This is a genomic window from Bradyrhizobium sp. USDA 4504, assembly GCF_054063995.1.
Map to the genome: position 1 here is coordinate 441,273 of NZ_JBSSGV010000001.1, position 23,055 is coordinate 464,327.

The 23,055-nt window shown below is 63.5% G+C and carries 17 protein-coding genes; 11 read left to right on the forward strand and 6 right to left on the reverse strand.

Annotated features, from left to right (window positions below; translation table 11 throughout):
- Positions 1-197 precede the first annotated feature (197 nt).
- The 4 genes from ACVMB1_RS01935 to ACVMB1_RS01950 form a co-directional block, all read right to left on the reverse strand.
- Positions 198-623 carry a sigma factor-like helix-turn-helix DNA-binding protein gene (locus tag ACVMB1_RS01935; protein ID WP_176731254.1) on the reverse strand — a complete coding sequence of 142 codons (426 nt, stop codon included), beginning with the start codon at positions 621-623 and terminating at the stop codon, positions 198-200.
- 496 nt (positions 624-1,119) lie between these two features.
- Positions 1,120-2,316 (reverse strand): IS91 family transposase, encoded by a 1,197-nt coding sequence (locus ACVMB1_RS01940; RefSeq protein WP_456814019.1) that lies wholly within the window; start codon positions 2,314-2,316, stop codon positions 1,120-1,122.
- Positions 2,317-3,186, reverse strand: coding sequence for a tyrosine-type recombinase/integrase (locus tag ACVMB1_RS01945; RefSeq protein ID WP_081335036.1), 870 nt, complete (start codon positions 3,184-3,186; stop codon positions 2,317-2,319). It lies immediately after the preceding gene.
- The gene (locus tag ACVMB1_RS01950; protein ID WP_456814020.1) at positions 3,074-3,556 is read right to left on the reverse strand and encodes a hypothetical protein; all 483 of its coding nucleotides are present in this window, start codon (positions 3,554-3,556) and stop codon (positions 3,074-3,076) included. Before ACVMB1_RS01950 ends, ACVMB1_RS01945 begins: the two co-directional genes overlap by 113 nt.
- Positions 3,557-3,980: 424 nt before the next feature.
- Here ACVMB1_RS01950 and ACVMB1_RS01955 point away from each other — a divergent pair, with 424 nt between their 5' ends.
- The gene (locus tag ACVMB1_RS01955; RefSeq protein WP_456848162.1) at positions 3,981-9,395 is read left to right on the forward strand and encodes a hypothetical protein; all 5,415 of its coding nucleotides are present in this window, start codon (positions 3,981-3,983) and stop codon (positions 9,393-9,395) included.
- Positions 9,396-9,685: 290 nt separating this feature from the next.
- On the opposite strand, the gene ACVMB1_RS01960 is transcribed toward ACVMB1_RS01955, so the two are convergent.
- Complete coding sequence (locus ACVMB1_RS01960; protein ID WP_456848164.1) at positions 9,686-10,324, reverse strand: phospholipase effector Tle1 domain-containing protein; 639 nt, start codon at positions 10,322-10,324, stop codon at positions 9,686-9,688.
- A 577-nt stretch (positions 10,325-10,901) separates the two neighbouring features.
- Here ACVMB1_RS01960 and ACVMB1_RS01965 point away from each other — a divergent pair.
- The 8 genes from ACVMB1_RS01965 (at position 10,902) to ACVMB1_RS02000 (ending at position 19,761) form a co-directional block, all read left to right on the forward strand.
- Positions 10,902-12,104, forward strand: a complete 1,203-nt coding sequence (locus tag ACVMB1_RS01965) for a cytochrome P450 (RefSeq protein ID WP_069279842.1) — start codon at positions 10,902-10,904, stop codon at positions 12,102-12,104.
- A gap of 94 nt (positions 12,105-12,198) precedes the next feature.
- Positions 12,199-13,488: a cytochrome P450 gene (locus tag ACVMB1_RS01970; protein WP_253603437.1), complete on the forward strand. Its 1,290-nt coding sequence runs from the start codon at positions 12,199-12,201 to the stop codon at positions 13,486-13,488.
- 1 nt (position 13,489) lies between these two features.
- Complete coding sequence (locus tag ACVMB1_RS01975; RefSeq protein WP_069279849.1) at positions 13,490-13,798, forward strand: ferredoxin; 309 nt, start codon at positions 13,490-13,492, stop codon at positions 13,796-13,798.
- Positions 13,785-14,630, forward strand: a complete 846-nt coding sequence (locus ACVMB1_RS01980; RefSeq protein WP_069279843.1) for an SDR family oxidoreductase — start codon at positions 13,785-13,787, stop codon at positions 14,628-14,630. The genes ACVMB1_RS01975 and ACVMB1_RS01980 overlap by 14 nt, the downstream gene beginning before the upstream one ends.
- Positions 14,630-15,973: a cytochrome P450 gene (locus ACVMB1_RS01985; protein ID WP_069279844.1), complete on the forward strand. Its 1,344-nt coding sequence runs from the start codon at positions 14,630-14,632 to the stop codon at positions 15,971-15,973. Before ACVMB1_RS01980 ends, ACVMB1_RS01985 begins: the two co-directional genes overlap by 1 nt.
- A 124-nt stretch (positions 15,974-16,097) precedes the next feature.
- Complete coding sequence (locus ACVMB1_RS01990) at positions 16,098-17,105, forward strand: polyprenyl synthetase family protein (RefSeq protein ID WP_069279845.1); 1,008 nt, start codon at positions 16,098-16,100, stop codon at positions 17,103-17,105.
- Positions 17,106-17,314: 209 nt separating this feature from the next.
- The gene (locus ACVMB1_RS01995; protein WP_253587782.1) at positions 17,315-18,862 is read left to right on the forward strand and encodes a hypothetical protein; all 1,548 of its coding nucleotides are present in this window, start codon (positions 17,315-17,317) and stop codon (positions 18,860-18,862) included.
- Positions 18,859-19,761 carry a terpene synthase family protein gene (locus ACVMB1_RS02000; protein ID WP_069279847.1) on the forward strand — a complete coding sequence of 301 codons (903 nt, stop codon included), beginning with the start codon at positions 18,859-18,861 and terminating at the stop codon, positions 19,759-19,761. The genes ACVMB1_RS01995 and ACVMB1_RS02000 overlap by 4 nt, the downstream gene beginning before the upstream one ends.
- Positions 19,762-20,003: 242 nt before the next feature.
- Here the strand turns inward: ACVMB1_RS02000 and ACVMB1_RS02005 are convergent, their stop codons facing one another.
- Entirely contained in the window at positions 20,004-20,306 is a 303-nt protein-coding gene (locus ACVMB1_RS02005) for a LexA family protein (protein WP_456848166.1), read from the reverse strand.
- Here ACVMB1_RS02005 and ACVMB1_RS02010 point away from each other — a divergent pair.
- Positions 20,305-21,426 (forward strand): IS630 family transposase, encoded by a 1,122-nt coding sequence (locus ACVMB1_RS02010; protein WP_253587778.1) that lies wholly within the window; start codon positions 20,305-20,307, stop codon positions 21,424-21,426. The genes ACVMB1_RS02005 and ACVMB1_RS02010 overlap by 2 nt on opposite strands.
- A gap of 190 nt (positions 21,427-21,616) precedes the next feature.
- Positions 21,617-22,963 (forward strand): IS5 family transposase, encoded by a 1,347-nt coding sequence (locus ACVMB1_RS02015; protein WP_069280586.1) that lies wholly within the window; start codon positions 21,617-21,619, stop codon positions 22,961-22,963.
- The last annotated feature ends 92 nt before the right edge of the window (positions 22,964-23,055 follow it).

The following is a 23,055-nucleotide window of genomic DNA, read 5'->3' on the forward strand; positions in this document are numbered from 1 at the left end:
CCGGCGTCGACATCAACACGATCCGTGCTTGGCTGGGCCACGTGTCATTAGACACCACGCACATCTATGTTGAAGTCGACCTGGAGATGAAAGCAGAGGCGTTAGACAGGGTCGATATCAGCAGCCTGAGGCCGCCGCCTCGACAACCCTCTCTCCCGTCGTTGATGGCCTTCTTGAAGGCTCTGTAGGCCGAAAGGTCACACTCTTACGTTGCGGAGCGAGCCGAGGAGAGTTGGCGAAATCCTTGGTTCGCTCAGCAGCGACAACATAAATCCGGCCGCAACATAACACGCATAGCTGAAGCTGTCGGAGTTTGCGTCGCAATACTCCTCCCACAACAGCATCAGCGTGACGTTCGGGCGCCGCAGCTCGCGATGCACAAGCGCCCAATCCCGATGCGGACGCTCGTCGTTGGGCCGATCGGAAGGCGGTGGAAATAGGCGGTTCTCGAGCCGGACGTCGTCATCCAGCTCCGGCGGCAAAGGCCAGGTCAGGCTGGCGCGGCGGGCTCGGTTCACGTACTTGCTGACCGTGCCCTTGGCCAGACCGAGGCTGCGGGCAACGGCGCGTTGCGACATGCCGACGCTAAAGTGCAGGCGTAGAACTTCGCGAATGTGGCGCATGGACAGTCTCTCTGTCGGCATCTCGATCCTCTGCGGTTTAGGCAAAAGACCGAGCTACCCCGGTTGCAGACTGTCAGCGGTGCGCACCTCCCCGTTGTCCCCGATCACGATCGCTGGAAATAGCGATCACGATCAGCTGGAAATGGTGATCACGATGCTCTGGAATTTTTAGGGTTGAGCTGGGTCGCGCTTGAGGATGCGCGACCCAGGCACGAGCGCGACGCAGCTCAAGCCGGGTTGAACGAAGCCGCGGGCCGGGAGCTCAAGCGGTTATGGGGATTGAGGGCGCCGCAGACGTGCGCGATCCGCGATCAGTTGGGGATGGGTAAATGCACAGATTGGTGCGCAGCCGAGTCGGCTCGGCCGGCTCGGTGTGCAATAAGAGCGGAATCGTGCTTGCAACGGCAATTGCAGCATGGCTGGGCGAGCACCGACCCGCTGTCGGCCAGAGCGTGGTAGCAGTGATATCGGCGAAAACTATCGTGCGCGATTGGGTTCATGAGGTGTCCGGCGTCAGATTACCCCGACGAGGTCCGGGAAGGATCTCGATAACGACCATGCGGCTTCCGCAACAGGGGCATGGCGGTCGTTCGGATGTGTCTGCGACTGCGCACGCAGGCTGCTGCTCGGGCGCCTGATCAGCAATCGAAGGTGGCGTTGCCGCAAGCAAGCGACGGATCAGCATGAGCTTGGCACGGCGATGCCCGTTAGCGAGAAATCCATAGTGGCGGATGCGCTGGAAACCATCGGGCAGGACGTGCAACAAGAACCGGCGTATGAACTCGTCGGCCGCGAGCGTCATCGACTTCATCCGTGCTCCGTCGCGATAGTCGCGCCAAGAGAAGGTGGCGCCGTCATTATCGACTGCGAGAAGCCGGTGATTGGAGATGGCAACGCGGTGCGTGTAGCGAGCCAAATAGGCTAGAACCTGCTTGGGGCCGGCGAAAGGTCGCTTGGCGTAGACCAGCCATTCGATGCGGCGCAGCGACGTAAGGACTGTATCGAACGCTGAATGATCGCTGAGGTGCTTCAGATTGCCGAAGAAAGGCAGCTTGTCGGCACGATAAGCAGCCCTCAGCTTCTCCAGGAACAGCCGGTGGTAGAGACGCGACAGCACGCGCACCGGCAGAAAGAAGCCCGGTCGGCAGGCGATCCAGCGATCGCCGTGCGCCGACAGCCCGCCGCCCGGCACGATGCAGTGGACGTGCGGGTGATGGGTCAGCGTCTGGCCCCAGGTGTGCAGCACCATGATCGCACCGATCTCAGCGCCGAGGTACCGCTCGTCGGCCGCAATCGTCTTCAAAGTCTCAGCCGCTGCCTCGAACAGCATCGCGTAGACGGTCGCCTTGTTGTGATAGGCGATCGCCGCCACCGGCGCCGGCAGCGTGAACACCACATGGAAGTACTCGACCGGCAACAGGTCGGCAGCGCGGGCGCTGAGCCACTCGCGGGCTGCCGTACTCTGGCACTTCGGGCAATGACGGTCGCGGCAGCTATTGTAGGAGATCCGCTGGTGCCGGCAGTCGACACAGCACTCGACGTGACCACCGAGCGCGGCAGTCCGGCACGCTTCGATGGCGCCCATCACGCGCAGCTGGGATCGGCTGAGGTGCCCGGCGTGGGCGACGCGGAACGCGTCGCCGTGCTGGCGGAAGATGTCCGCCACCTCGAACGCCGGACGTGCGCCGGGCACCTACTCGGGCCGAGATCTCAATCGTGCGTCGAGATCGTCGAGCGGACTTCTGGCCCGTGCGATCAGATTGGTTGCGACTTGCGTGTAGCGCTCCGTCGATGACAATCGCGCATGGCCAAGAAGGACTTGGATGAGCCGGATATCAGTCCCGCGCTCGTAAAGGTGAGTAGCAAAGCTGTGCCGCAGAACATGTGCCGTCACCCGCTTATCGAGGCCGGCATGTTGCCGAGCTTTGCGGCAAGCCTCTTGCAGCGTGGCGACGCTCACCGGATCGTCCGGATTGCGCCCCGGAAACAGCCAATGGCGCGGTTTGGCCAGACACCAGTAGGATCGCAGGATGCTAAGCAGCCGCGGCGACAGCATCACGTAACGATCCTTGCCGCCCTTGCCGGCGGTGATCAGGATCAGCATGCGCTTGCTGTCGATCGCGCTGGGCTTCAGGCGGCTGACCTCGCCGACCCGTAGCCCGGCAGCGTAGGCCGTCACCAGCGCAACGCGGTCGCGCAGGGCCGGTACAGCCTCCAGGAAACGGGCGACTTCCTCCGCACTCAGCACCAGCGGTTGCTTGATCGGCTCGCGGGCCGAAATAATGTTCTCAATCGCCTCCTTGCGCCCGAGCGTCACCGCATAGAAAAAGCGCAACGCGCACGTCACTTGGTTGATGTGAGTCCACGACCGCTTCAACCCGATCAGGTGCAGTTGGTACGCGCGCACCTGCTCAAGGCCGAGCTTGTCAGGTGATCGGCCGAAGTGTCGGCTAAAGTTCGCAACCGCGTACACATAGGATTGCTGCGTCGACGGTGATAAGTTGCGCAGCGTCATATCCTCGATCATGCGGCGGCGCAGCGGGCTCGAACTCATCGTGGCCATGAGGCACTCCTGGATTAAGAGGAACGGACTTGCGGCCCAATCCTCTCAAACAGATGCCTCTCAGATAAATGGCCTCGCCCTCCCGCGGAGCGGGTTCGTTCAACACGCACTCATGGTAACGATTTGCCCGGCGTTCTGTGAAATCGGCGGCAATCTTAACGTCAATAAGAACAGCAACGGATTCGAAATTTTCCGAGAAGACCGCGAGCACGTCGGTTTCGCCCACTTCGCGCTGGATTTTGCAGAAACCGAAATTCGGCTTTTTCGCACCGGAAACCCTTGAGCCCGACTTTTCCACAAACCAGTCATCGAAGCCGTTACCGCTATAAAGTTCTTCGAGGATGAAGAGATCAAGGTCTCGTTCCTGCATCTGAATGAAGTCATGATATTCAGCAGCTCAGTGTTGAACGTTGCGCTCAAGAAGTACTTTTCGTTGCAGCACAATGCCCGCCATAGCTTGGGCGATATCAATGCCGTAGGGTTGAGTATGGTCCGCATGTTTGCGGGACGCTGCCGGCTTCTCTCTCACGCTGCGGTTAGGAAGAGCATTGCGTCCGTCAGGTTCCCGACAGCTATTTCTCCTAGCAAACCAGCGTAGGTTTCCAGTCGGCTGAAGTGGATCGCAATGGAACAACATCGGAGCAACCCCTGCTTGGGGAGCTTGGCGACGGCATGCTGGGCCCCATGACCCTGGTGCGCGGTTCAACCCGGCTGAACCCATAAATGCCCTCGATGTGCGGCTCAAGACCAGCATACGCCGGAGCCCCAACCTTCATCTTCGAAAGCGAGAGCGGATGGACTTCACCTCAACGAACCCGATGCGTCGACAATCGGACAACGTCGGCTCGCAAGACGCCTCTCTGGTCGACTCGGCGGCCTTTGAGCGCCAGCTGAGCGAGGTCACCAGATCGCCCGCTCGCAGGCCCATGCAGCTCCTCACCCATCAATCGGGTGGATCAGCATCTGATGCGCAATCCATCATGGACGTCAGCGGGCAACAATTCGCGACGGCATCGCAGGGAGTAAGCAGCGAGGCTGTGCCGGCTGCCTTGCCGCTGCAGCCGGCGCGCTCAAGCGGAGTTTTGATAGGGTGTGGCAAGCGGCCTGTTCATTCCGAAGATGTGCCCCTTATTCAGGAGGTTCGGGAGGCTCTCATCAAGGGCGGGGCCGCCGAACGGACCGCCAAGAGCAATGCGGGTCATCTTCTCAGCTTGGCTCGCTGGCTCTTCGAAAACAACAAGGGGCCGATTGCTGGTCGTCTTAATAACAGTACGCTGACCAACGATGTCAGCGAGTTCATCAGCAAGGGTGGTTCCAAGCGCGCGCCTAAGGCGCTGGATCATCTGCGGACGTCGCAGTCGGCGGGCGGGGCCGCGCCGATTGCGGGTGTCGCCGACCTCACTCTTTATCCGGAGGATGCGGCCCTTATTATAGAGTACAAAAATGACGCGGCGACGGACACCGCGAGGGTCTATGCGGGTGCTCTTCGCAGCTTCGGTCAATACCTGCGTGAAAGCTGCAAGGAGGGCATTGCTGCCCGACTTGGCGACCAGTCTCTCGATGGAGACGCTGAGGACTATAAGGCGACTGGTGGCAACCCGAAGATCGGCGCCGCGTTGGCTCATCTTCTAAGGTCGTCAACAGGCGTCCGAACAAGGGGGCATGGACGCCATATCGCTGCCGTCCCTGATCCCGAAGGCGCAATCTTCATCGAGCCTGGGCTCGTTGATGTCGCAGCTGCGCAGCGCAGCGCGTCGGAGGCTGCTGTTAACTGGCCAGAGATCCTCGCTGTGGAAGGTCATGAGCAGGATCTGCTTGCTGGCATGGTGGACGAGACCGACCCATCTTCGCCTATCGATCGACCTCCGCAAATTGGTGTAGCGACCTTGCAAGCGCAGCGTGCCGCACTGGCTCATCTCAAAGGGTCGGCGTGCGCCCGAGTGATCGAACTTAGGCATTACCTTAATCCCGTTCCTGCTCTCGAAGAGGCAGGTCTCATCGAGCCGAGCCACGCTGGGGACATCGCTGCGCAGCCTAGCGCATTGGAGGGATCTGCCAGCTGGTCAGAAGTCATTCGAGCGGGTAATCACGAGCAGGACCTGCCTGGTCGCATGATGGACGAAGCTGGCCCATCATCGCTTCCCGAGGCGCTTACGCAAATCGATGTATCGGCATCGGAGGCGCAACGGCCGACGCGGACGAGTGGACCCCCATACATCCCGCCTCCGCATGGCGACGACGGGGGAGCGATGCTCGATCCCTCGGCGCAGCCGCCAAGCCAATCAACTTGGGCGTTCGTCGGACGAAGCGGGGACCCCCTTTATTCGGAAGACGCGGCTCTCATCGAGACGGTGAGGCCGGCACTGATCAGGGCTGGCGCCGCCGATCGCACCGTGACGGATAACGTACGCTGTCTTCTCAGATGGGGCCGTTGGCTTGTTAAGCACGATAAGCCCGGGATTGCTGCGCGGATTCATGACAAGTCGCTCGACAAAGATGCCGAGGAGTTCAGGCAATGCGGGGAGCGGGCCGTGCTTACGGCGCTCAGGCATCTGCGTGCCTCCCAATCTGCTGTCGGAATTGTCCGCATTTCCAGCCGCGTCGACCTCAATCCTTACCCTCAAGACGCGGAGCTCATCAAAGCGTACAAGAAAGAAGCACGAACAGAGACCGCCAGGAGATATGCAACGGCTCTTATCGACTTCAGCCACTATCTGCGTGACAACAACAAGCCCGGCATTGCCGCGAGGCTCGGCCATGCAACGTTGGATGAAGATGCCAAACGTTACAAGGAGGCGGGCCTCGGTGGTCGCCAAAAAGCGAGTGCCGCACTTGCCCATCTGCTGGCGTCTCCGCCCGGCGTCCGAGCGATGGAAGTCCGACGCCATATTCCACCCATTTCTGACCTCCAAGAGTCATTTCTCGCGCAGCCGAGCCGCGTCGGGGATGTCTCTGCGGGGCACGACGTCTCGGAGGAGACTGCCAACTGGCCGGAAATCCTTGCCGCGCAAGATCCCGAGAATCCACCTTTGGCGACAATAGACGAACGAAGCTTCTTGCCGTCTCTTGAGACAACCGCACACCATTTCGACATAGCGAATTCCGGAGCGGGTGACTTGAGCTTGCCCCACGATCAGCAATGGACTTGGGACGGGGAGATGGATGCGCTCGACGGGAGCGCTCTGGTGCCAGTCGAGCGGGTGTTCTTCAATCATGAGCAGGACGCGCCCGATGCGAGGCCTGCGAAGAGGCAGAGGATTCTGGAAGATCGGCAACTAATAGCCGTTGAGCGACAGCCGAGCGAAGCGGGCAGTTCAGGGAGGCGCGTGCTAAGGCAGGTCTCGGCCGCTCGGAGCGTTGCGGCCGTGCCGGCCGACTCGCCTCCGTGGTCGGGTCAATCGAACAGGATTTTGGTAGGTCGCAGCAACAGCCCCGTTTATTCCGAGGATGCGTCGCTTGTTCTGGGACTTGAGAACGCCTTGATCAAAGCCGGAGCCTGCGAAAGCACCGCGAAGGGAAATGTAGGTAGTCTTCTCAGATTGGGGCGTTGGCTCGTCAAAAACAACAAGCCGGGAATCGCTGCTCGGCTTAATGACATGACTCTGGACCGCGATGTCGCGGCCTTTGACAACAGTCGGAAGCATATGGTCCATACGGCGCTTGGTCATCTGCGCGCATCTCAGTCGGCAGGCGGAATCGCGCCGTTCGCAGGCCGCGTTGTCCTCAATCCGTATCCTGAGGACGCGGCCCTCATCAAGGAGTATAAAGCGACTGAACTTCGACCTAGCGCCGCAAACTATGCAAATTTTCTCGCCGATTTCAGTCATTACCTGCGCCAGAACTACAAGCCGGGAATTGCTGCCCGGCTAGGTCACGAGTCGCTCGTGAATGACGCCAGCTCTTATATGGCGGTTGCCGACGGTCACAGGACGATCGGAACCGCATTGGACAATCTCCTAAGGTCGCCTGCGGGCACCCGAATGCTGGAACTCACGCGCAATAGTTCTCCTAATCCGGACGTCCAGGACGCGGCCCTGATCAAGTCGAGGCGCATTGGCAATGAAGAGGCGCAGCACAGCGGGCCGGAGGGCGGTATGACCTGGCCAGAAGTCCTTCCTGCAACCGGTCACGAGTGTGATCTGCCATTGGAAGAGATAGACGAACCCGGATCCTCGTCTTTTGAGCCAACCGCGCGCCACCAACAGGCACCAGGCTCCAACGAATCCGTTCGGTTGAACTGGCCTCGCGATAGCCAGCAGGCCGACCAATTGCCGGTTGAACTTGACGGAAACAACCTCCCGCCGGACGAAGAATTTCTCATCAACAATGAGCATGATGCGGGGTACGCATACAGCGTAATGCCGCCTCCTGGAGGCGATGAGGCGTTCCGGCGCGACCCGGCGCTGCAGGCGGATCAATCAGGTTGGGGTTTGCCAGGTCGTCGCGGCGAAGTTCTTTATTCTGAAGATCTACCCCTGATCCTGGGGCTCAAGGAGGCGCTTCTCAAGGGCAACGCCGCCGACAGCACTGCCAAAGCCAATGTAGATCGGCTTCTCAGCTTTGACCGCTGGTTGTTCAAGAACAACAAGCCCGGCATTGCTGCTCGACTTGACGATGGATCGCTCGACGATGATTCCGAGGAGTTCACAAGAAAGGGTGGTTCCACCAACGTACGCACGGCACTCGCTCATCTCCGAACCTCCCAGTCAATGGGTGGAATCGCACCGGTAAAAGGCCGGCCGGACCTGACAGCTTATCCCGAGGACACGGCACTCATCAAAGAGTACAAGAGCAAAGCTGCGACCACAGGGAATTCAAGCACTGCAACGACCTATGCAAGTCTTCTTACCGATTTCAGTCACTACCTGCGTGAGCACAACAAGCCAGCCATTGCTGCTCGGCTTTACGAAGAAGCGTGGAACGAAGACGACTCGCTGGATGAAGACGTCAAGCGCTACAAGGATGCCGGTGGTCACAGAGCGGTCGGCGCCGCACTCGACCATCTCCGTGATGGAGCGAGAGACCTCGTCCGTCCTCCGTTCCATCCCGAAGATATGTCCCTAATTTCAGAGCTTGAAGACGCTCTCGTCAAGGCGGGGTACCAGGAGATCACCGCGAAGACGAATTATGCTCGTCCTCTTCGCAGATTCAGCCGGTGGCTTTTTGCAAACAACAAGTCGGGAATTGCTGCCCGCCTCAGTGACAAGTCGCTGGACGAAGATGCCACCTCGTTCGACACGGGTCGGAAACGGCTCCTCCTCATGGCTCTCGATCGGCTCAGAGCCTGCCAGCAGACGGGCGGAGTGGCGCCGATCACAGGCTTGCCGAGGGCATGGGAAGCCGCTTGGCAGCAACGCGCGCCGCAGGGAGGCTTCAATTGGCCCAAAGTCCTCCCCCCGCTAGGCGATACTCCGGAGTCTTTGTTGGAGATGGCCGATGAAGTCGGTCCGTCGTCCCTTGAGCCATCCACGCGCCAAGAGCCTGCACTCGATTTTAGACAGTCTCGTCCGTTGAATGGAGGGCACGACGGCCAGTGGTCCGCGGATGAGTTGATGGATGAGCTTCACATCGGCGACCTCCCGCCGGGCGAGGAGCTCCTCTTCAACGACCAGCATGAGATCGAAGAGTTGAGGCCGGCCAAGAGCCAAAAGATGCTCGGCCATCCGCAAGGCCGCGCCGTCGAGCAGCAGTCGAACGAAGGCGCCAATTCAGAGGGCGGTGCGCCGACGACGAGCCTCGCTCATCAAATCACGCAGCGCGCATGGGCGGCGCACGGGCACGACTACGCGACGTACCGCGGCGACGCGAGCGCGCAGCACGGTAAGCAGGGGCGCGTGATCACTCGGCCGCCGATCCTTCCCGATGCTCACGGTCTGAATCAGCTGGAGATGATCGAAGGAAGCCCACCTTGGTCCGGAGTGGTCCCGCCGGCGCAACTCCAGGAGGCAGAACGGACAGGGCAGGAGACAGTCCGGTCAACGTCAACCTCATCGTCGCAGATGCCGTTCAACTTTGATTGGAGTATGTGGCCGGCCTCGGAAGCCGCGCCGTCCCTGTCTGTTCCGGCTCACGTGTCGTCTGGTTCGCACGGGGGGCGCGATAATGGTATCCCTCCAAGCGCGCCGTCCGATGCTCAGATCCGGCATTTGGATTCGACAGTCTCGTCCCAAGGCCGTACGGACTTCAGCTCGGAGCCTCGGGCTGGCTGACCCGCATCTCCCGGCACGTTAAACGTTGTGGAGTTGCACCGGGACAAGCCGAGTTCGCCACGGGGGAGACGGTTCGTCCCCCGTGACCGCTCAAGCCCGGCGAAGCCGTCGGCGGTGCGTGAACCTTTACCTTCACATAGTGTCGCTCGCTCCCGGTCCGGTTGCGATCGAAGACGCGTATACGTTTGCTCATTGCGCACCCACCACCAACAACATCGAAATCGTACTAGACCCGATGTTCGCCCCTGAGGTGACGGGCGGCCCGCCCCGCGGCAAGCTCCTATCGAGGGTTACGCCGGATGGTCCGGCGCCGAGCCGCAAGCATGGGCAGCGGGCCTGATGAACGATAGCATTTTCGTGGGCTGGATGTGCACAAGGCGACGATTTCGGTTGCGGTGGCCGAAGGGATGCGCGGCGGGGAAGTTCGTAACTTGGAGAGCATCCCCAATCGCGCCAATCAGATCGACAAGCTGGCGAAGAAGCTTGGCAAGGATGACCGGCAGGTAAGTTTTGCTACGAAGCCGGTCCCTGCGGATATGGCCTGCATCGACAACTGACGGGACTGGGGGCACAACTGCATCGTGGTGGCCCCCGATCCCGATGAAGGCCGGGGATCGGGATAAAACCGACCGGCGCGACGCGGCGATGATGCCGAAGCGGCTGGGCGCCTTGCGGTCGGGAAAATTCTCGGCCGCATGCGTCATCCAACCCAGCGAGATGCCGGAGAGGCGGGCTTCATTTCTCGTATAACTACCGCCGACACCGGAGTGGTTTCCGGCGAACCACACCTGCTGCAGCCAATCCGGATGCTTGATATCGCGCAAGGCCCGCCCCGCACATTCAGCTCGAGAGCGGGCCTTTGTCGGGCACTTGCTGCGCCGGTTGTCGGCATTGAGACTCAATGCCAGAAACCTGACACTACGCGCCACTAGAAAGTGCCAGCTGAGCCTGCGAATTCAGCTCGGCACGCGATTTGCTCTGTTCTTGGCATCATCACCAATCACAGTGTGATGGTCTTCGGGACGGACACGGTGCGCGTCGCTGTTCGCGTTTGGTCTGTTCCGACGGTTTGCTATGGCGATGACTTGGCGTTCGGTTGTGGACCGAGAAAATGCAGGGAAGCGTTGGATGCGGTCTAGAGTTCTTCCTTTGGGAGCCACAGTGAAACTGCGACCGGAAGTGTGCGACTGGTCCGGAGGCAATATTGGCGGACAAGTCGGTGGCGGGTACCTCGAGCCTCCTTCACCAATCCCTACGGTCAGTCGATCTATGGCGATGCCGACAGGTTCGATATCATGCGGCGGCACAACATGCACCTGTCGTTCGGCTAGGGGCGCATTTCTGCCTGAGCGGTGCGCTGGCGCGCCTGGAATTGCGATGCGTCTTCCTCGCGCCGCTCGTGCTGCTGGAGGATCTGTCGCTGACGATCGCCGCGAAGGACTTCGTCTACGGCGGCGTCTGCCGGTCACCTTCCGCCCTTCCATCGCTTAGAGAGTGAAGTCCACCATGTCTGAACCATCCCTGCCGACGCTGCCGATGTGGCGCGTCGATCACATCGCGCCCTCGCCCGAGATGTTGGCGCTGTGCGCCAACGGTCCGATCCACCGCGTGCGCTTCCCGTCCGGACACGAAGGCTGGTGGGTGACAGGCTATGACGAGGCTAAGGCGGTGCTGTCCGACGCGGCGTTCCGGCCCGCGGGAATGCCGCCGGTGGCATTCACCCCGGATTCGGTGATTCTCGGTTCGCCGGGTTGGCTGGTCTCGCACGAGGGCGACGAGCATGCCCGGTTACGCCGGATCGTGGCCCCGGCCTTCAGCAACCGCAGGCTGACGCTGCTGGCGCAGCAGGTCGAGGCGATCGCCGCGCAATTGTTCGAGACGCTGGCGGCGCAGCCCCAGCCCGCCGACCTGCGACGCCACCTCTCCTTTCCGCTTCCGGCCATGGTCATCAGCGCCCTGATTGGCGTCCTTTACGAGGATCACGCCTTTTTCGCCAACCTGTCCGACGAGGTGATGACGCACCAGCATGAAAGCGGCCCGCGCAGCGCGTCGCGCCTGGCTTGGGAGGAACTGCGCGCCTACATTCGCGGCAAGATGCGGGACAAGCGCCAGTATCCGGGCGACAACCTGCTGACGGATCTGCTCGCGGCGGTCGACCAAGGCAAGGCGAGCGAGGAAGAGGCTCTCGGCCTCGCGGCCGGCATGCTGGTGGCGGGACACGAGAGCACCGCTGCGCAGATCGAATTCGGCCTGCTGGCCATGTTCCGCCATCCGCAACAGCGCGAACGCCTGGTCGGCGATCCATCCCTGGTGGACAAGGCAGTGGAGGAAATCCTGCGCATGTACCCGCCAGGTGCCGGCTGGGACGGCATCATGCGCTATCCGAGGACCGATGTGACCATCGCGGGCGTGCATATTCCCGCGGAGAGCAAGGTACTGGTCGGCCTGCCGTCGACGTCGTTCGATCTGCGCCATTTCGACGACCCGGAAATCTTCGACATCGGACGCGACGAGCAGCCGCACCTGGCGTTCTCCTGCGGGCCGCACGCCTGCATCGGCGCGGCGCTGGCCAGGCTGGAACTCAAGGTGGTGTTCGGTTCGATCTTCCAGCGCTTTCCCGCGCTACGCCTGGCCGTGGCGCCCGAAGAACTGCGGTTGCGCAAGGAGATCATCACTGGCGGGTTCGAGGAGTTGCCGGTGCTCTGGTGATGCAGGGAGGCCGCCGGGGATCGCGATCTTGTTTCGCAATTGCCGGCGCGCCTGGCACGCGCCGGTCGGATCAGCCGGCCAACAGGTAATCAAGATGGACGTGCAAGAAACCACGGCAGCATGCCGCGACGCCTTTGCCGAACTGGCTTCGCCAGCGTGCATCCACGACCCGTATCCGTTCATGCGGTGGTTGCGCGAGCACGATCCAGTGCATCGCGCGGCGTCAGGCCTCTTTCTGTTGAGCTGCCATGCCGACATCTGCTGGGCGCTCGAGGCCACGGGCGATGCGTTTCGGGGACCTGCGCCGGGCGAACTGGCGCGCTATTTCCCGCGTGCCGCGACCAGCCTGTCGCTCAATCTGCTGGCGTCCACGCTGGCGATGAAGGACCCGCCGACCCATACGCGTCTGCGCAGGCTGATCTCGCGCGACTTCACCATCGGCCAGATCGACAAGCTGCGGCCGAGCATCGCGCGCATCGTCGCAGCGCGCCTGGACGGCGTGGCGCCCGCGCTGGAGCGCGGGGAGGCGGTGGACCTGCATCGGGAATTCGCGCTGGCCTTGCCCATGCTGGTCTTCGCCGGACTGTTCGGCATGCCCCAGGACGACGTGTTCGCCCTCTCCGCCAGCGTCGGCGCCATTCTGGAAGGCCTGAGCCCGCACGCCAGCGATCCCCAGCTGACCGCGGCGGACGCGGCCAGCGCCAAGGTGCAGGCCTACTTCGGTGATCTCATACAACGCAAGCGCACCGATCCCCGCCGCGACATCGTGTCGATGCTGGTCGGCGCACACGACGACGATGCCGACACATTGTCGGATGCGGAGCTCATCAGCATGCTGTGGGGCATGCTGCTGGGCGGGTTCGCCACCACTGCTGCGACCATCGACCATGCGATCCTGGCGATGCTGGCGTATCCCGAACAGCGGCACTGGCTGCAGAAAGACGCCGTGGGGGTGAAGGCCTTCGTCGAGGAAGTCCTGCGCTGCGATGCGCCCGCCATGTTCAGCTCCATTCCGCGTATCGCCCAGCATGACATCGAATTGCGCGGCGTGGTGATCCCGAAGAACGCGGATGTGCGCGTGCTGATCGCGTCCGGCAATCGCGACCCCGACGCCTTCCCCGATCCCGATCGCTTCGATCCCGCGCGGTTCTACGGTACCAGTCCAGGCATGTCGAGCGACGGGAAGATCATGCTGAGCTTCGGCCACGGCATTCACTTCTGTCTCGGTGCGCAACTGGCCCGGGTGCAGTTGGCCGAGAGCCTGCCGCGGATCCAGGCGCGCTTCCCCACGCTGGCATTGGCCGGGCAGCCGACCAGGGAGCCCTCCGCGTTCCTCAAGACGTTCCGCGCGCTGCCGGTGCGGCTGCATGCGCAGGCGGACTGAGATGCGCGTCGTGGTCGACCAGGATCTATGCGGAACCACCGGGCAGTGCGCACTGACGCTGCCGGGGACCTTTCGCCAGCGCGAACCGGACGGCGTGGCCGAAGTGTGCGTGACGACCGTCCCGCAGGCGCTGCACGCCGCCGTGCGGCTCGCGGCCAGCCAGTGCCCGGTCGCCGCCATTCGGCTCATCGAACGCGACGCTGGTGACGACGAGAGCGCCAACGCCGACCCTGCGCCTTCACAGGCGGAGGCCGAGCGGCATGCCGCGAAAGACCAACGCAATCCAGGGAGACACGATGGGACGGTTTGAAGGCAAGGTGGCCGTAGTGACCGGCGCCGGCGCCGGTATCGGCAAGGCGTGCGCCATCGCTATCGCGCGCGAGGGCGGCAGCGTGGTGGTAGCCGACATTGATGGCTCGGCGGCCATCGCCTGCACCGCAAAGATCGCGGCCGAAGCGGGCCACGCGCTGGCCTTCGCCATGGACATCGCCGATGCGCAGGCGGTGGCAGCGCTGTTCGCGACGGCGGAGCGGCACTTCGGTGGGGTCGACCTGCTGGTGAACAACGCGAGCGCCATGGATCTGACGCCGCGCGACCGCGCGATCCTCGACTTGGACCTGGCGGTTTGGGATCAGACCATGGCGACCAATCTTCGCGGCACGCTGCTCTGCTGCCGGCAGGCCGTCCCGCGGATGATCGCCCGTGGCGGTGGCGCGATTATCAACATGTCGTCGTGCCAGGGGCTTAGCGGTGACACCGCACTGACAGCCTACGCCGCGTCGAAAGCGGCGATGAACATGCTGTCGGCCTCGCTTGCTACCCAGTACGGTCATGCGCAGATCCGCTGCAACGCGGTTGCTCCGGGTCTCATCATGACCGATCGTCTCCTCGCCAAGCTGGACGAGTGCACGCAATGGCATCTGCGCCAGCACCAGCTCCTGCCGCGCGTCGGCCGCCCCGACGACGTGGCCGCGCTGGTGGCGTTCCTGCTCTCCGACGATGCTGCGTTCATTACTGGCCAGGTCGTGTGCATCGACGGCGGCATGCTGGCGCATGTGCCGACGTACGCCGATGGGGGCAACAGCCGCGCCGCGCGGCCTTCCGGCAAGACAGCCGAAGCGGACGCGTCCCGGCGCTGCTGATGGACATGCTGCTCAACCCGCTGAACCGTCGGCATCGGCTGCGGCACGACATCCCGGTCGTGTCCGGCGCTTTCCCCATGATCGGGCATCTTCCCGCGATCGTCTGCAACCTGCCGCGCCTGCTGCGGCACGCGGAACGGACTCTGGGCAGCCACTTCTGGTTGGATTTCGGCCCTGTCGGACAGATGATGACCTGGTTGGATCCGGATGCGTTCGGACTGCTCCGGCACAAGGACGTGACCTCGGCGCTGATTGAAGAAATCGCGCCCGAACTGTTCCGCGGAACGTTGGTCGCACAGGACGGCGGCGCGCACCGGCAGGCACGCGATGCGATCCAGGCGGCGTTCCTGCCAACGGGACTGACCGAGGCCAGCATCGGCGACCTGTTAGCGCCCATCATCGAGGCGCGAGTGCAGGCGTGGCGCGACCGCGGCGAGGTAGCCATCCTACGCGAAACCGGCGACCTGATGCTCAAGCTCATCTTCAGCCTTATGGGTATCCCCACGCAGGAGCTGCCAGGATGGCATCGCAAGTACCAGCAACTGCTACAGTTGATCATAGCGCCCCCGCTCGACCTGCCCGGGCTGCCCTTGCGGCGCGGCCGCGCCGCCCGCGACTGGATCGACGCGCGGTTGCGCGAGTTCGTCCGCGCCGCGCGCGAACACGCCGCGCGCACCGGGTTGATCAACGACATGGTGAGCGCCTTTGATCGCAGCGACGATGTGCTCTCCGATGACGTCCTGGTCGCCAATATCCGCTTGCTGCTGCTTGGTGGTCACGACACCACCGCCTCGACGATGGCATGGATGGTGATCGAGCTGGCGCGGCAGCCTCTCGTGTGGGACGCCCTGGTCGAGGAGGCGCAACGTGTGGGCGCGGTACCGACCCGGCACGCCGACCTAGCGCAGTGTCCGGTCGCCGAGGCGCTGTTCCGCGAGACGCTGCGCCTGCATCCGCCGGCGCCGCTCCTGGTGCGCCGCGCACTGCGTGAATTGCGACTCGGCCAACGGCGCATTCCCGCGGGCACCGATCTGTGCATTCCGCTGCTGCATTTCTCGACCTCGGCGCGGCTGCACGAGGCGCCCGATCAGTTCCGCTTGGCGAGGTGGCTGCAACGCTCCGAGCCGATCCGGCCGACGGACATGCTGCAGTTCGGTACCGGCCCACACGTCTGCATGGGCTACCATTTGGCATGGCTGGAACTGGTGCAGTTCTCCATTGCCTTGGCGCTGACCATGCACAAGGCCGGAGTGCGGCCGCGGTTGCTGAGCGCCGTCGAAAAAGGCCGGCGCTACTACCCGACCGCACATCCGTCCATGACTAGCCGCATCGCATTCTCATGAGCTGGCGTTGCAGGACCCGGCAGCAGCGCCAGCGACGCGCGCATTACTGCAGCAGCGCGCTTCCGTGCGACGCCGGCAATACCGCCGCGGCTCGGCGTGGCTATCTCCTGTCAGGTACGCGGACATGAACAACAAGCAGACCGATTCCACGCTACAGGATCGCCGAGCTGGCGTTTCCGCCCTCGGCGCGTTGGACCCGCAGGCGCCCGGTGCATCCGGCAGACTGCTGCCGGAGATCTGGATGCAGGACGGCGCAAAGCGGGTCGAACAGGCGCTGGCCGGTCTTCTCTGCGCCGAAGACGACGGTGAGACCGAACTGATGGCGGCGATGCGCTACGCCACCTTGCAAGGCGGCAAGCGCATCCGCGCCTTGCTCTGTCTGGCTGCCGGCGAACTGGCCGACGCGCCGGCGCACGCGCTGGACGACATCGGTGCCGCCATCGAGATGATGCACGCCTGTACCCTGGTGCACGACGACCTGCCCGCGATGGACGATGACGTGCTTCGCCGCGGCCTTCCGACCGTGCACATCAAGTACGGCGAAGCCACTGCTATCCTGGTCGGTGATGCGCTGCAGGCGCACGCCTTCCTGACCCTGGCGAGTCTGGATGCGCCGCCCGACAAGCGCATCGCGCTCGTGCGCGAACTGGCGCAGGCCGTGTCCGCCGAGGGGGCCGCAGGCGGGCAGGCCATGGACCTGTCGCTCGTTGGAAAGCACGTCGCGCTGGACAGGGTCCTGGCGATGCACCGGATGAAGAGCGGAGCGCTGGTGCGCGCCTCCGTTCGCATGGGCGCGCTATGCGCCATAGCAGAGGATGCCGCCCACGCTGCGCTGTACCATGCGCTCGATCGCTACAGCGCCTGTTTCGGGCTGGCCTTGCAGGTGATCGATGACATTCTCGACGCGACAGCGGATATCGCGACGCTGGGCAAGACTCCTGGCAAGGATGCAGCGGCGCAGAAGCCGACCTGTGCGTCGATCATGGGGCTAAAGGCAGCGCGCCAGTTCGTACCGGACCTGTTGCGCGATGCCGGGGAGGCCATCGCCGCGCTGGGGCCGCGTTCGGAACGGCTAGCGCAAATGCTGCAGCGGGCCGATGCGTATCTGTTCAAGCACGCGCCATGCGCATAAGCGCCCGCTCGCATGGAGCGGCACCTTTGCCGCTGCGATCGGCCGGCGGCAGCGGTGCATGCTGCACCGTGTCTGAGTCCGAGATCGCTATTCTTCGCCAAGCACGGGCGTCCACGGAGGCGCTGTGCAAGCCTAGGCGGCCCTTTGGCTACGGGCCGCATCTGCCGGATCCTGGCTTTCGTCGACCGTCTGCAGAAGGAATATCCTGCGTGAACGCGCTGTCCGAACAGATCCTTTCCGAATTGCGCCACCTGCTGTGCGAGATGACCGATGGCGGCAGCGTCGGCCCGTCCGTCTACGACACGGCGCGAGCTCTGCAGTTCCACGGCAACGTCGCCTGTCGGCAGCACGCATACGCGTGGCTCATCGCGCAGCAACAGGGCGATGGCGGATGGGGAAGCGCGGACTTCCCGCTGTTCCGCCATGCGCCCACCTGGGCGGCGTTGCTGGCATTGCAGCGGGCCGATCATCTTCCCGGCGCTGCCGACGCAGTCCAGGCCGCGATCCGATTCCTCCAGCGCCAGCCCGATCCCTACGCGCATGCGGTGCCGGAAGATGCGCCGATCGGCGCGGAGCTGATCCTGCCGCAGTTATGCGACGAGGCCGCATCCTTGCCGGGCGGCGTGGCGTTTCCGCGCCACCCCGCTCTGTTGCCGTTGCGGCAAGCGCGCCTGGTCAAGCTTGGGGCAATGGCGAGGCTGCCGAGCGGCCATCCGTTGCTGCACTCCTGGGAAGCCTGGGGGAGGTCGCCGACCACCGCATGCCCGGATCAGGACGGCAGCATCGGCATCAGTCCGACAGCGACCGCCGCGTGGCGTGCGCACGCCGTGATACAGGGGAGCACGCCGCAGGTCGGGCGCGCCGACGCGTATCTGCAGGCGGCATCGCGGGCGACGCGCAGCGGCATCGAAGGTGTCGTTCCCAACGTCTGGCCGATCAATGTTTTCGAGCCATGCTGGTCGCTGTACACGCTGCATCTGGCTGGGCTGTTCGCGCATCCCGCGCTCGCCGAGGCTGTGCGCGTCATCGTCGCGCAGCTCGACGCCCGCCTGGACGCGCGCGGTCTGGGGCCGGCCCTGCACTTCGCGGCCGATGCGGACGACACCGCCGTTGCCTTGTGCGTCCTGCGCCTTGCAGGCCGTGACCCAGCCGTCGATGCGTTGCGCCATTTCGAAACCGGCGAGCTGTTCGTCACCTTCCCCGGCGAGCGCAATGCCTCGGTGTCGACCAACATCCATGCCCTGCACGCGTTGCGACTGTCGGGAAAGCCCGCCCTCGGCACCAGCGCCTACGTCGAAGCCAATCGCAACCGGCACGGTCTATGGGACAACGAAAAATGGCACGTTTCGTGGCTGTATCCCACCGCGCATGCGGCCGCTGCGCTGGCGCAAGGCAAGCCTTGGCGTGACGAGCGCGCGTTGGCGGCGCTGCTGCAGACGCAGCGCGACGATGGCGGCTGGGGCGCCGGTCGCGCGTCCACATTCGAGGAAACTGCCTACGCGTTGTTCGCGTTGTCCGTAATGGACGGGAGCGAAGAGCCGACAGGGCGCCGGCGCATCGCGCAGACGGTGGCGCGTGCGCTGGAGTGGATGCTCGCCCGCTATGCGGCGCGTGCATTGCCGCAGACGCCGCTTTGGATCGGCAAGGAACTGTATTGCCCCACCCGCGTCGTGCGCGTTGCCGAACTCGCCGGCTTGTTGCTGGCGCTTCGTTGGGGGCAGCGCGTCCTGACCGAGGAAGCAGGAGCGGCGCAATGATGAAGACAGCCCGCGCGCTGCAGCAGGTGCTGGAGTGGGGGCGTTCCCTGACCGCCTTCGCCGACGAGCATGCCGTGGAAGCGGTCAGGGGTGGCCAGTACATTTTGCAGCGCATCCAGGCGAACCTGCGCGACACCAGCGCCCGCACCGGCCGCGATCCGCAGGACGAAACGCTGATCGTGGCGTTCTATCGCGAACTGGCGCTGCTGTTCTGGCTCGACGATTGCAACGACCTTGGCCTGATCGCGCCGGAGCAGCTCGCCGCGGTAGAGCAGGCGCTGGGGCAGGGCGTGCCGTGCGCGCTCCCCGGATTCGAGGGCTGCGCCGTGCTGCGCGCTTCGCTGGCCGCGCTCGCCTACGATCCTCGCGACTATGCTCAACTTCTCGTCGATACCCGGCGCTACTGCGCGGCGCTGCGCGCCGGACACGCGCAGGCGGCAGGGGCGGAACGCTGGTCCTACGCCGAGTACCTGCACAACGGCATCGATTCGATCGCTTACGCGAACGTGTTCTGCTGCCTGTCGTTGCTTTGGGGGCTGGACATGGCCACCTTGCGCGCGCGTCCGGCGTTTCGCCAAGTCCTGCGGCTCATCTCCGTGATAGGGCGCTTGCAGAACGATCTGCACGGACGCGACAAGGACAGGTCGGCCGGCGAGGCCGACAACGCGGCGATCCTGCTGCTGCAGCGTTTTCCGGCTATGCCTGTGATGGAGTTCCTCAACGACGAACTGGCCGGCCATACGCGCATGCTGCACCGGGTGATGGCGGAAGAACGCTTTCCCGCGCCGTGGGGACCGTTGATCGAGGCCACGGCGGCCATCCGTGCGCAGTACTACCAGACTTCGACCAGACGCTACCGCAGCGACGCTGCGGGGGGAGGCCAGCGTGCACCTGCCTGAAACGCGCGGGAGGTGGCTGCGCGCTGCTGTCGCTCCGATCCGGCGCAACGCCGCAGTCCCGATGCGACGGATGGAGGCAGCATGAGCCGAGACCGCCCTGGAGCCGGCGCAAAGATGACCATCCGGACCTCATGCTGATCGGCGAACAGCGCCGGCCAGGTTCGCCTTCGGCTGATAGCACATCTGGTTCGGTGCTATCCTAGTGGCTCTGCACAGTGATTTTGACGGGTTGCGTCTGGCGGTCAGAGTAGCTCCGGCAGGTGTTTTGGATCAACGAGGACCTCGATACTGCGAGGGGTCCTTGGCTGCCGTCTGATGAGGCCCTCCCGTTCCAGCGTCAGCACCATCTGGTGAACCGAGGGCGGGCTAACGCGGAGGTATTCCCGCATGTCGGTTTCGGCCGGGGGTCTGCGGTGCAGGCGCGTGTAGAGGTGGATGAAGGCCAGGTACTGCCCCTGTGTGGGCGTGAAGGGTTTTGCCGAAGGACTCACGCCGGCCATCCGATTCAGTTGTTGGTGCGTGCCTCGAACACGGAGGCATGCCATGAATGTACGCTATCGGGTCGACCTCAGCCAAATCGAGCGCACGGAACTCAAGGCGCTGCTCAGCGGCGGCAAGCATGCGTCCCGTAAGCTCAAGCGCGCGCAGATTTTGCTGGCTGCCGACACCGGCGGCAGCGATGAGGAGATCGCGCGGAGCGTCGGCGTGGGCGGCTCGACCGTGTACCGGACCAAGCGCCGCTTCGTGGAAGGCAATCTGGAGCGGGCGCTGAGCGATGAGCCGCGGCCCGGAGCGGAGCGCAAACTCACGGTCAAGGAAGAAGCCTTGTTGGTGGCGACGGCCTGCGCCAGTCCGCCAGAAGGCCGGGCCCGCTGGACGCTTGAGCTGCTGGCAGGTGCGATGGTCAAGCTCACCGAACACAAGAGCCTGTCGCATGAGACGGTTCGGCGGCGCCTGGCCGAAAATGGCCTCAAGCCCTGGCGCAGGGACATGTGGTGCATTCCGCAGATCGACGGCGAATACGTCGCCCGTATGGAGGACGTGCTCGACCTCTACGCCGAGGCGCCAGATCCCAAGCGGCCGGTGGTGTGCTTCGACGAAAGCCCGGTGCAGCTCATCGGCGAGGCGCGTCAACCGATTCCGGCCGAGCCCGGCCAGCTCGAACGTTACGATTACGAGTACCGTCGCAACGGCACGGTCAATCTCTTCGTATTCCTCGACGTGCATCGTCCCTGGCGCAAGGTCAAAGTCACTGAGCGGCGCGCGGCTGAAGACTATGCCTCCTGCATGCGCGACCTCGTCGACATCCATTATCCCGACGCCGAGATCATCCGGGTCGTCCAGGATAATTTATCGACCCACTCCGCCGGCGCCCTGTATCAGGCCTTCCCGCCCGCCGAAGCCAGGCGGATTTTGCGGCGGCTCGAGTTCCACTACACGCCCAAGCACGCAAGCTGGCTCAACATGGTCGAGATCGAGATCGGCGTCCTGCGGGGCCAGTGCCTCAATCGCAGAATCGACGCCCCCAAGCGGTTGCGCCGCGAAATCGCCGCTTGGGAACGGAAGCGAAATGCCGCCCGCTCTCGCATCAAATGGATGTTCATAACAGACAAGGCCCGCACCAAAATGGGCCGCGCCTATCCCGCGACTTCCAAAGAGTCATAATCACTGTGCAGAGCCACTAGTTAGTCGCCTGTGAACAAGCCTGTAAGCGATTGAGCGGGAGTCTGTTTTTGGGATTTGACGGCGTTTGAGATTGCAGGGATTTGAGGCTTGATGGCCGCAAACCTTGCAAATTCGTTTTGTGGATTCCTCTCCGCTGTGAACCGTGCTTCTGTGGTGCACCGGAGGGATGATGCGGCCGAAGAAGCACAAGACGACGGGATCGAACGATCTGTTCCGGGCACGGCTGGACCAGATCATCAACATGAAGCACGAGCTCGTTCTGCTTGCCGGCAAGATCGACTGGGACTGGATCGACGGCGAGATCGCCCCGCTCTACAGCGAGAACGGCAGGCCGGGGATCGAGACCCGCTTCATGATCGGGCTGCTGTTGCTCAAGCACATTTACGGGCTGTCCGATGAGGGGGTGTGCGAGCGCTGGGTGCACGATCCGTACTTCCAGTTCTTCACCGGCGAAGAGTTTTTCCGGCACGTTTTCCCGCACGAGCGCTCGGACCTGAGCCATTGGCGCAAGCGGCTCGGCGACAAGCTGGAGCAGTTGTTGGCCGAGAGCCTTCGGGTGGCGCACGAGACCGGTGCGTTACGCAGCCAGGACCTCAAGCGGGTCACGGTCGACACCACAGTGCAACCAAAGGCCATCAGCTTCCCGACCGACGCCAAACTGCTGCATGCAGCGATCCGGGGGCTGAACCGCCTGGCGAGGAAGCACGGGGTCAAGCTGCGGCAATCCTATTGTCGCGTGGCCAAAAGCGCGGCGATGATGGCGGGCCGTTACGCTCATGCCAAACAGTTCAACCGGCATCAGCGGCAGCTGCGTATCCTGCGCAGCCGGCTGGGGCGGATCATCCGCGACATCCGCCGCAAGATCGAGGGCGAGGCGACACTGGAGGAGGCGTTCGCCCTCCCGCTTGGCCGGGCCTCGCAGATCCGCTCGCAGCAGCAGCGCCAGCGCGGTTTCAAGCTTTATTCTTTCCATGCCCCGGAGGTGGAGTGCATCGGCAAGGGCAAGGCCGCCGCACCTTATGAGTTCGGCGTAAAGGCCTCCATCGTCACCAACAATCGCCGCGCCCCCGGTGGCCTGTTCGTGCTGCATGCCAGGTCGCTGCCCGACAACCCTTACGACGGTCACACGTTGCGGGATGTTATGGACCGCACCGAGACACTCACCGGCTGTGCGATCGAGCGGGCCTACGTCGACAAGGGCTACCGCGGCCACGACGCGCAAAATCCCCGCCGCGTCTTCATCTCCGGCCAGAAGCGCGGTGTTTTCGGCGCCATCAAGCGTGAGCTGCGCCGCCGCTCCGCCATTGAGCCCATCATCGGACACCTCAAAGCCGAAGGACACCTCGGCCGGTGCTACCTCAAGGGCCGCGCCGGCGATGCCGCCAACGTCGTTCTCTCCGCCGTCGGACACAACCTCCGTCGCATCCTCGCCTGGTTCAGAGAACTTTTGCGCCTGTTGTTGGTCTCGCTCTGGCGCACGCTCAACTGTCCAGCTCAGCTCAATCCGGCTTCTTAACGGTCGACTAGTTAGGACACTCGGAAGAACAAATTAGGACAACCCGGAAAACACCGGGCAGACGCGGTTCACGGAATCTGCAATTCCTACTG

Excerpts from the sequence above, each read along its gene's own strand:
- ACVMB1_RS01935 (WP_176731254.1), bottom strand. The coding sequence starts at position 623 with ATGCGCCACATTCGCGAAGTTCTACGCCTGCACTTTAGCGTCGGCATG.
- ACVMB1_RS01945 (WP_081335036.1), bottom strand. The coding sequence starts at position 3,186 with ATGGCCACGATGAGTTCGAGCCCGCTGCGCCGCCGCATGATCGAGGAT.
- ACVMB1_RS01950 (WP_456814020.1), bottom strand. The coding sequence starts at position 3,556 with ATGCAGGAACGAGACCTTGATCTCTTCATCCTCGAAGAACTTTATAGC.
- ACVMB1_RS01955 (WP_456848162.1), top strand. The coding sequence starts at position 3,981 with ATGGACTTCACCTCAACGAACCCGATGCGTCGACAATCGGACAACGTC.
- ACVMB1_RS01965 (WP_069279842.1), top strand. The coding sequence starts at position 10,902 with ATGTCTGAACCATCCCTGCCGACGCTGCCGATGTGGCGCGTCGATCAC.
- ACVMB1_RS01970 (WP_253603437.1), top strand. The coding sequence starts at position 12,199 with ATGGACGTGCAAGAAACCACGGCAGCATGCCGCGACGCCTTTGCCGAA.
- ACVMB1_RS01975 (WP_069279849.1), top strand. The coding sequence starts at position 13,490 with ATGCGCGTCGTGGTCGACCAGGATCTATGCGGAACCACCGGGCAGTGC.
- ACVMB1_RS01980 (WP_069279843.1), top strand. The coding sequence starts at position 13,785 with ATGGGACGGTTTGAAGGCAAGGTGGCCGTAGTGACCGGCGCCGGCGCC.
- ACVMB1_RS01985 (WP_069279844.1), top strand. The coding sequence starts at position 14,630 with ATGGACATGCTGCTCAACCCGCTGAACCGTCGGCATCGGCTGCGGCAC.
- ACVMB1_RS01990 (WP_069279845.1), top strand. The coding sequence starts at position 16,098 with ATGAACAACAAGCAGACCGATTCCACGCTACAGGATCGCCGAGCTGGC.
- ACVMB1_RS02000 (WP_069279847.1), top strand. The coding sequence starts at position 18,859 with ATGATGAAGACAGCCCGCGCGCTGCAGCAGGTGCTGGAGTGGGGGCGT.
- ACVMB1_RS02010 (WP_253587778.1), top strand. The coding sequence starts at position 20,305 with ATGAATGTACGCTATCGGGTCGACCTCAGCCAAATCGAGCGCACGGAA.
- ACVMB1_RS02005 (WP_456848166.1), bottom strand. The coding sequence starts at position 20,306 with ATGGCATGCCTCCGTGTTCGAGGCACGCACCAACAACTGAATCGGATG.
- ACVMB1_RS02015 (WP_069280586.1), top strand. The coding sequence starts at position 21,617 with ATGCGGCCGAAGAAGCACAAGACGACGGGATCGAACGATCTGTTCCGG.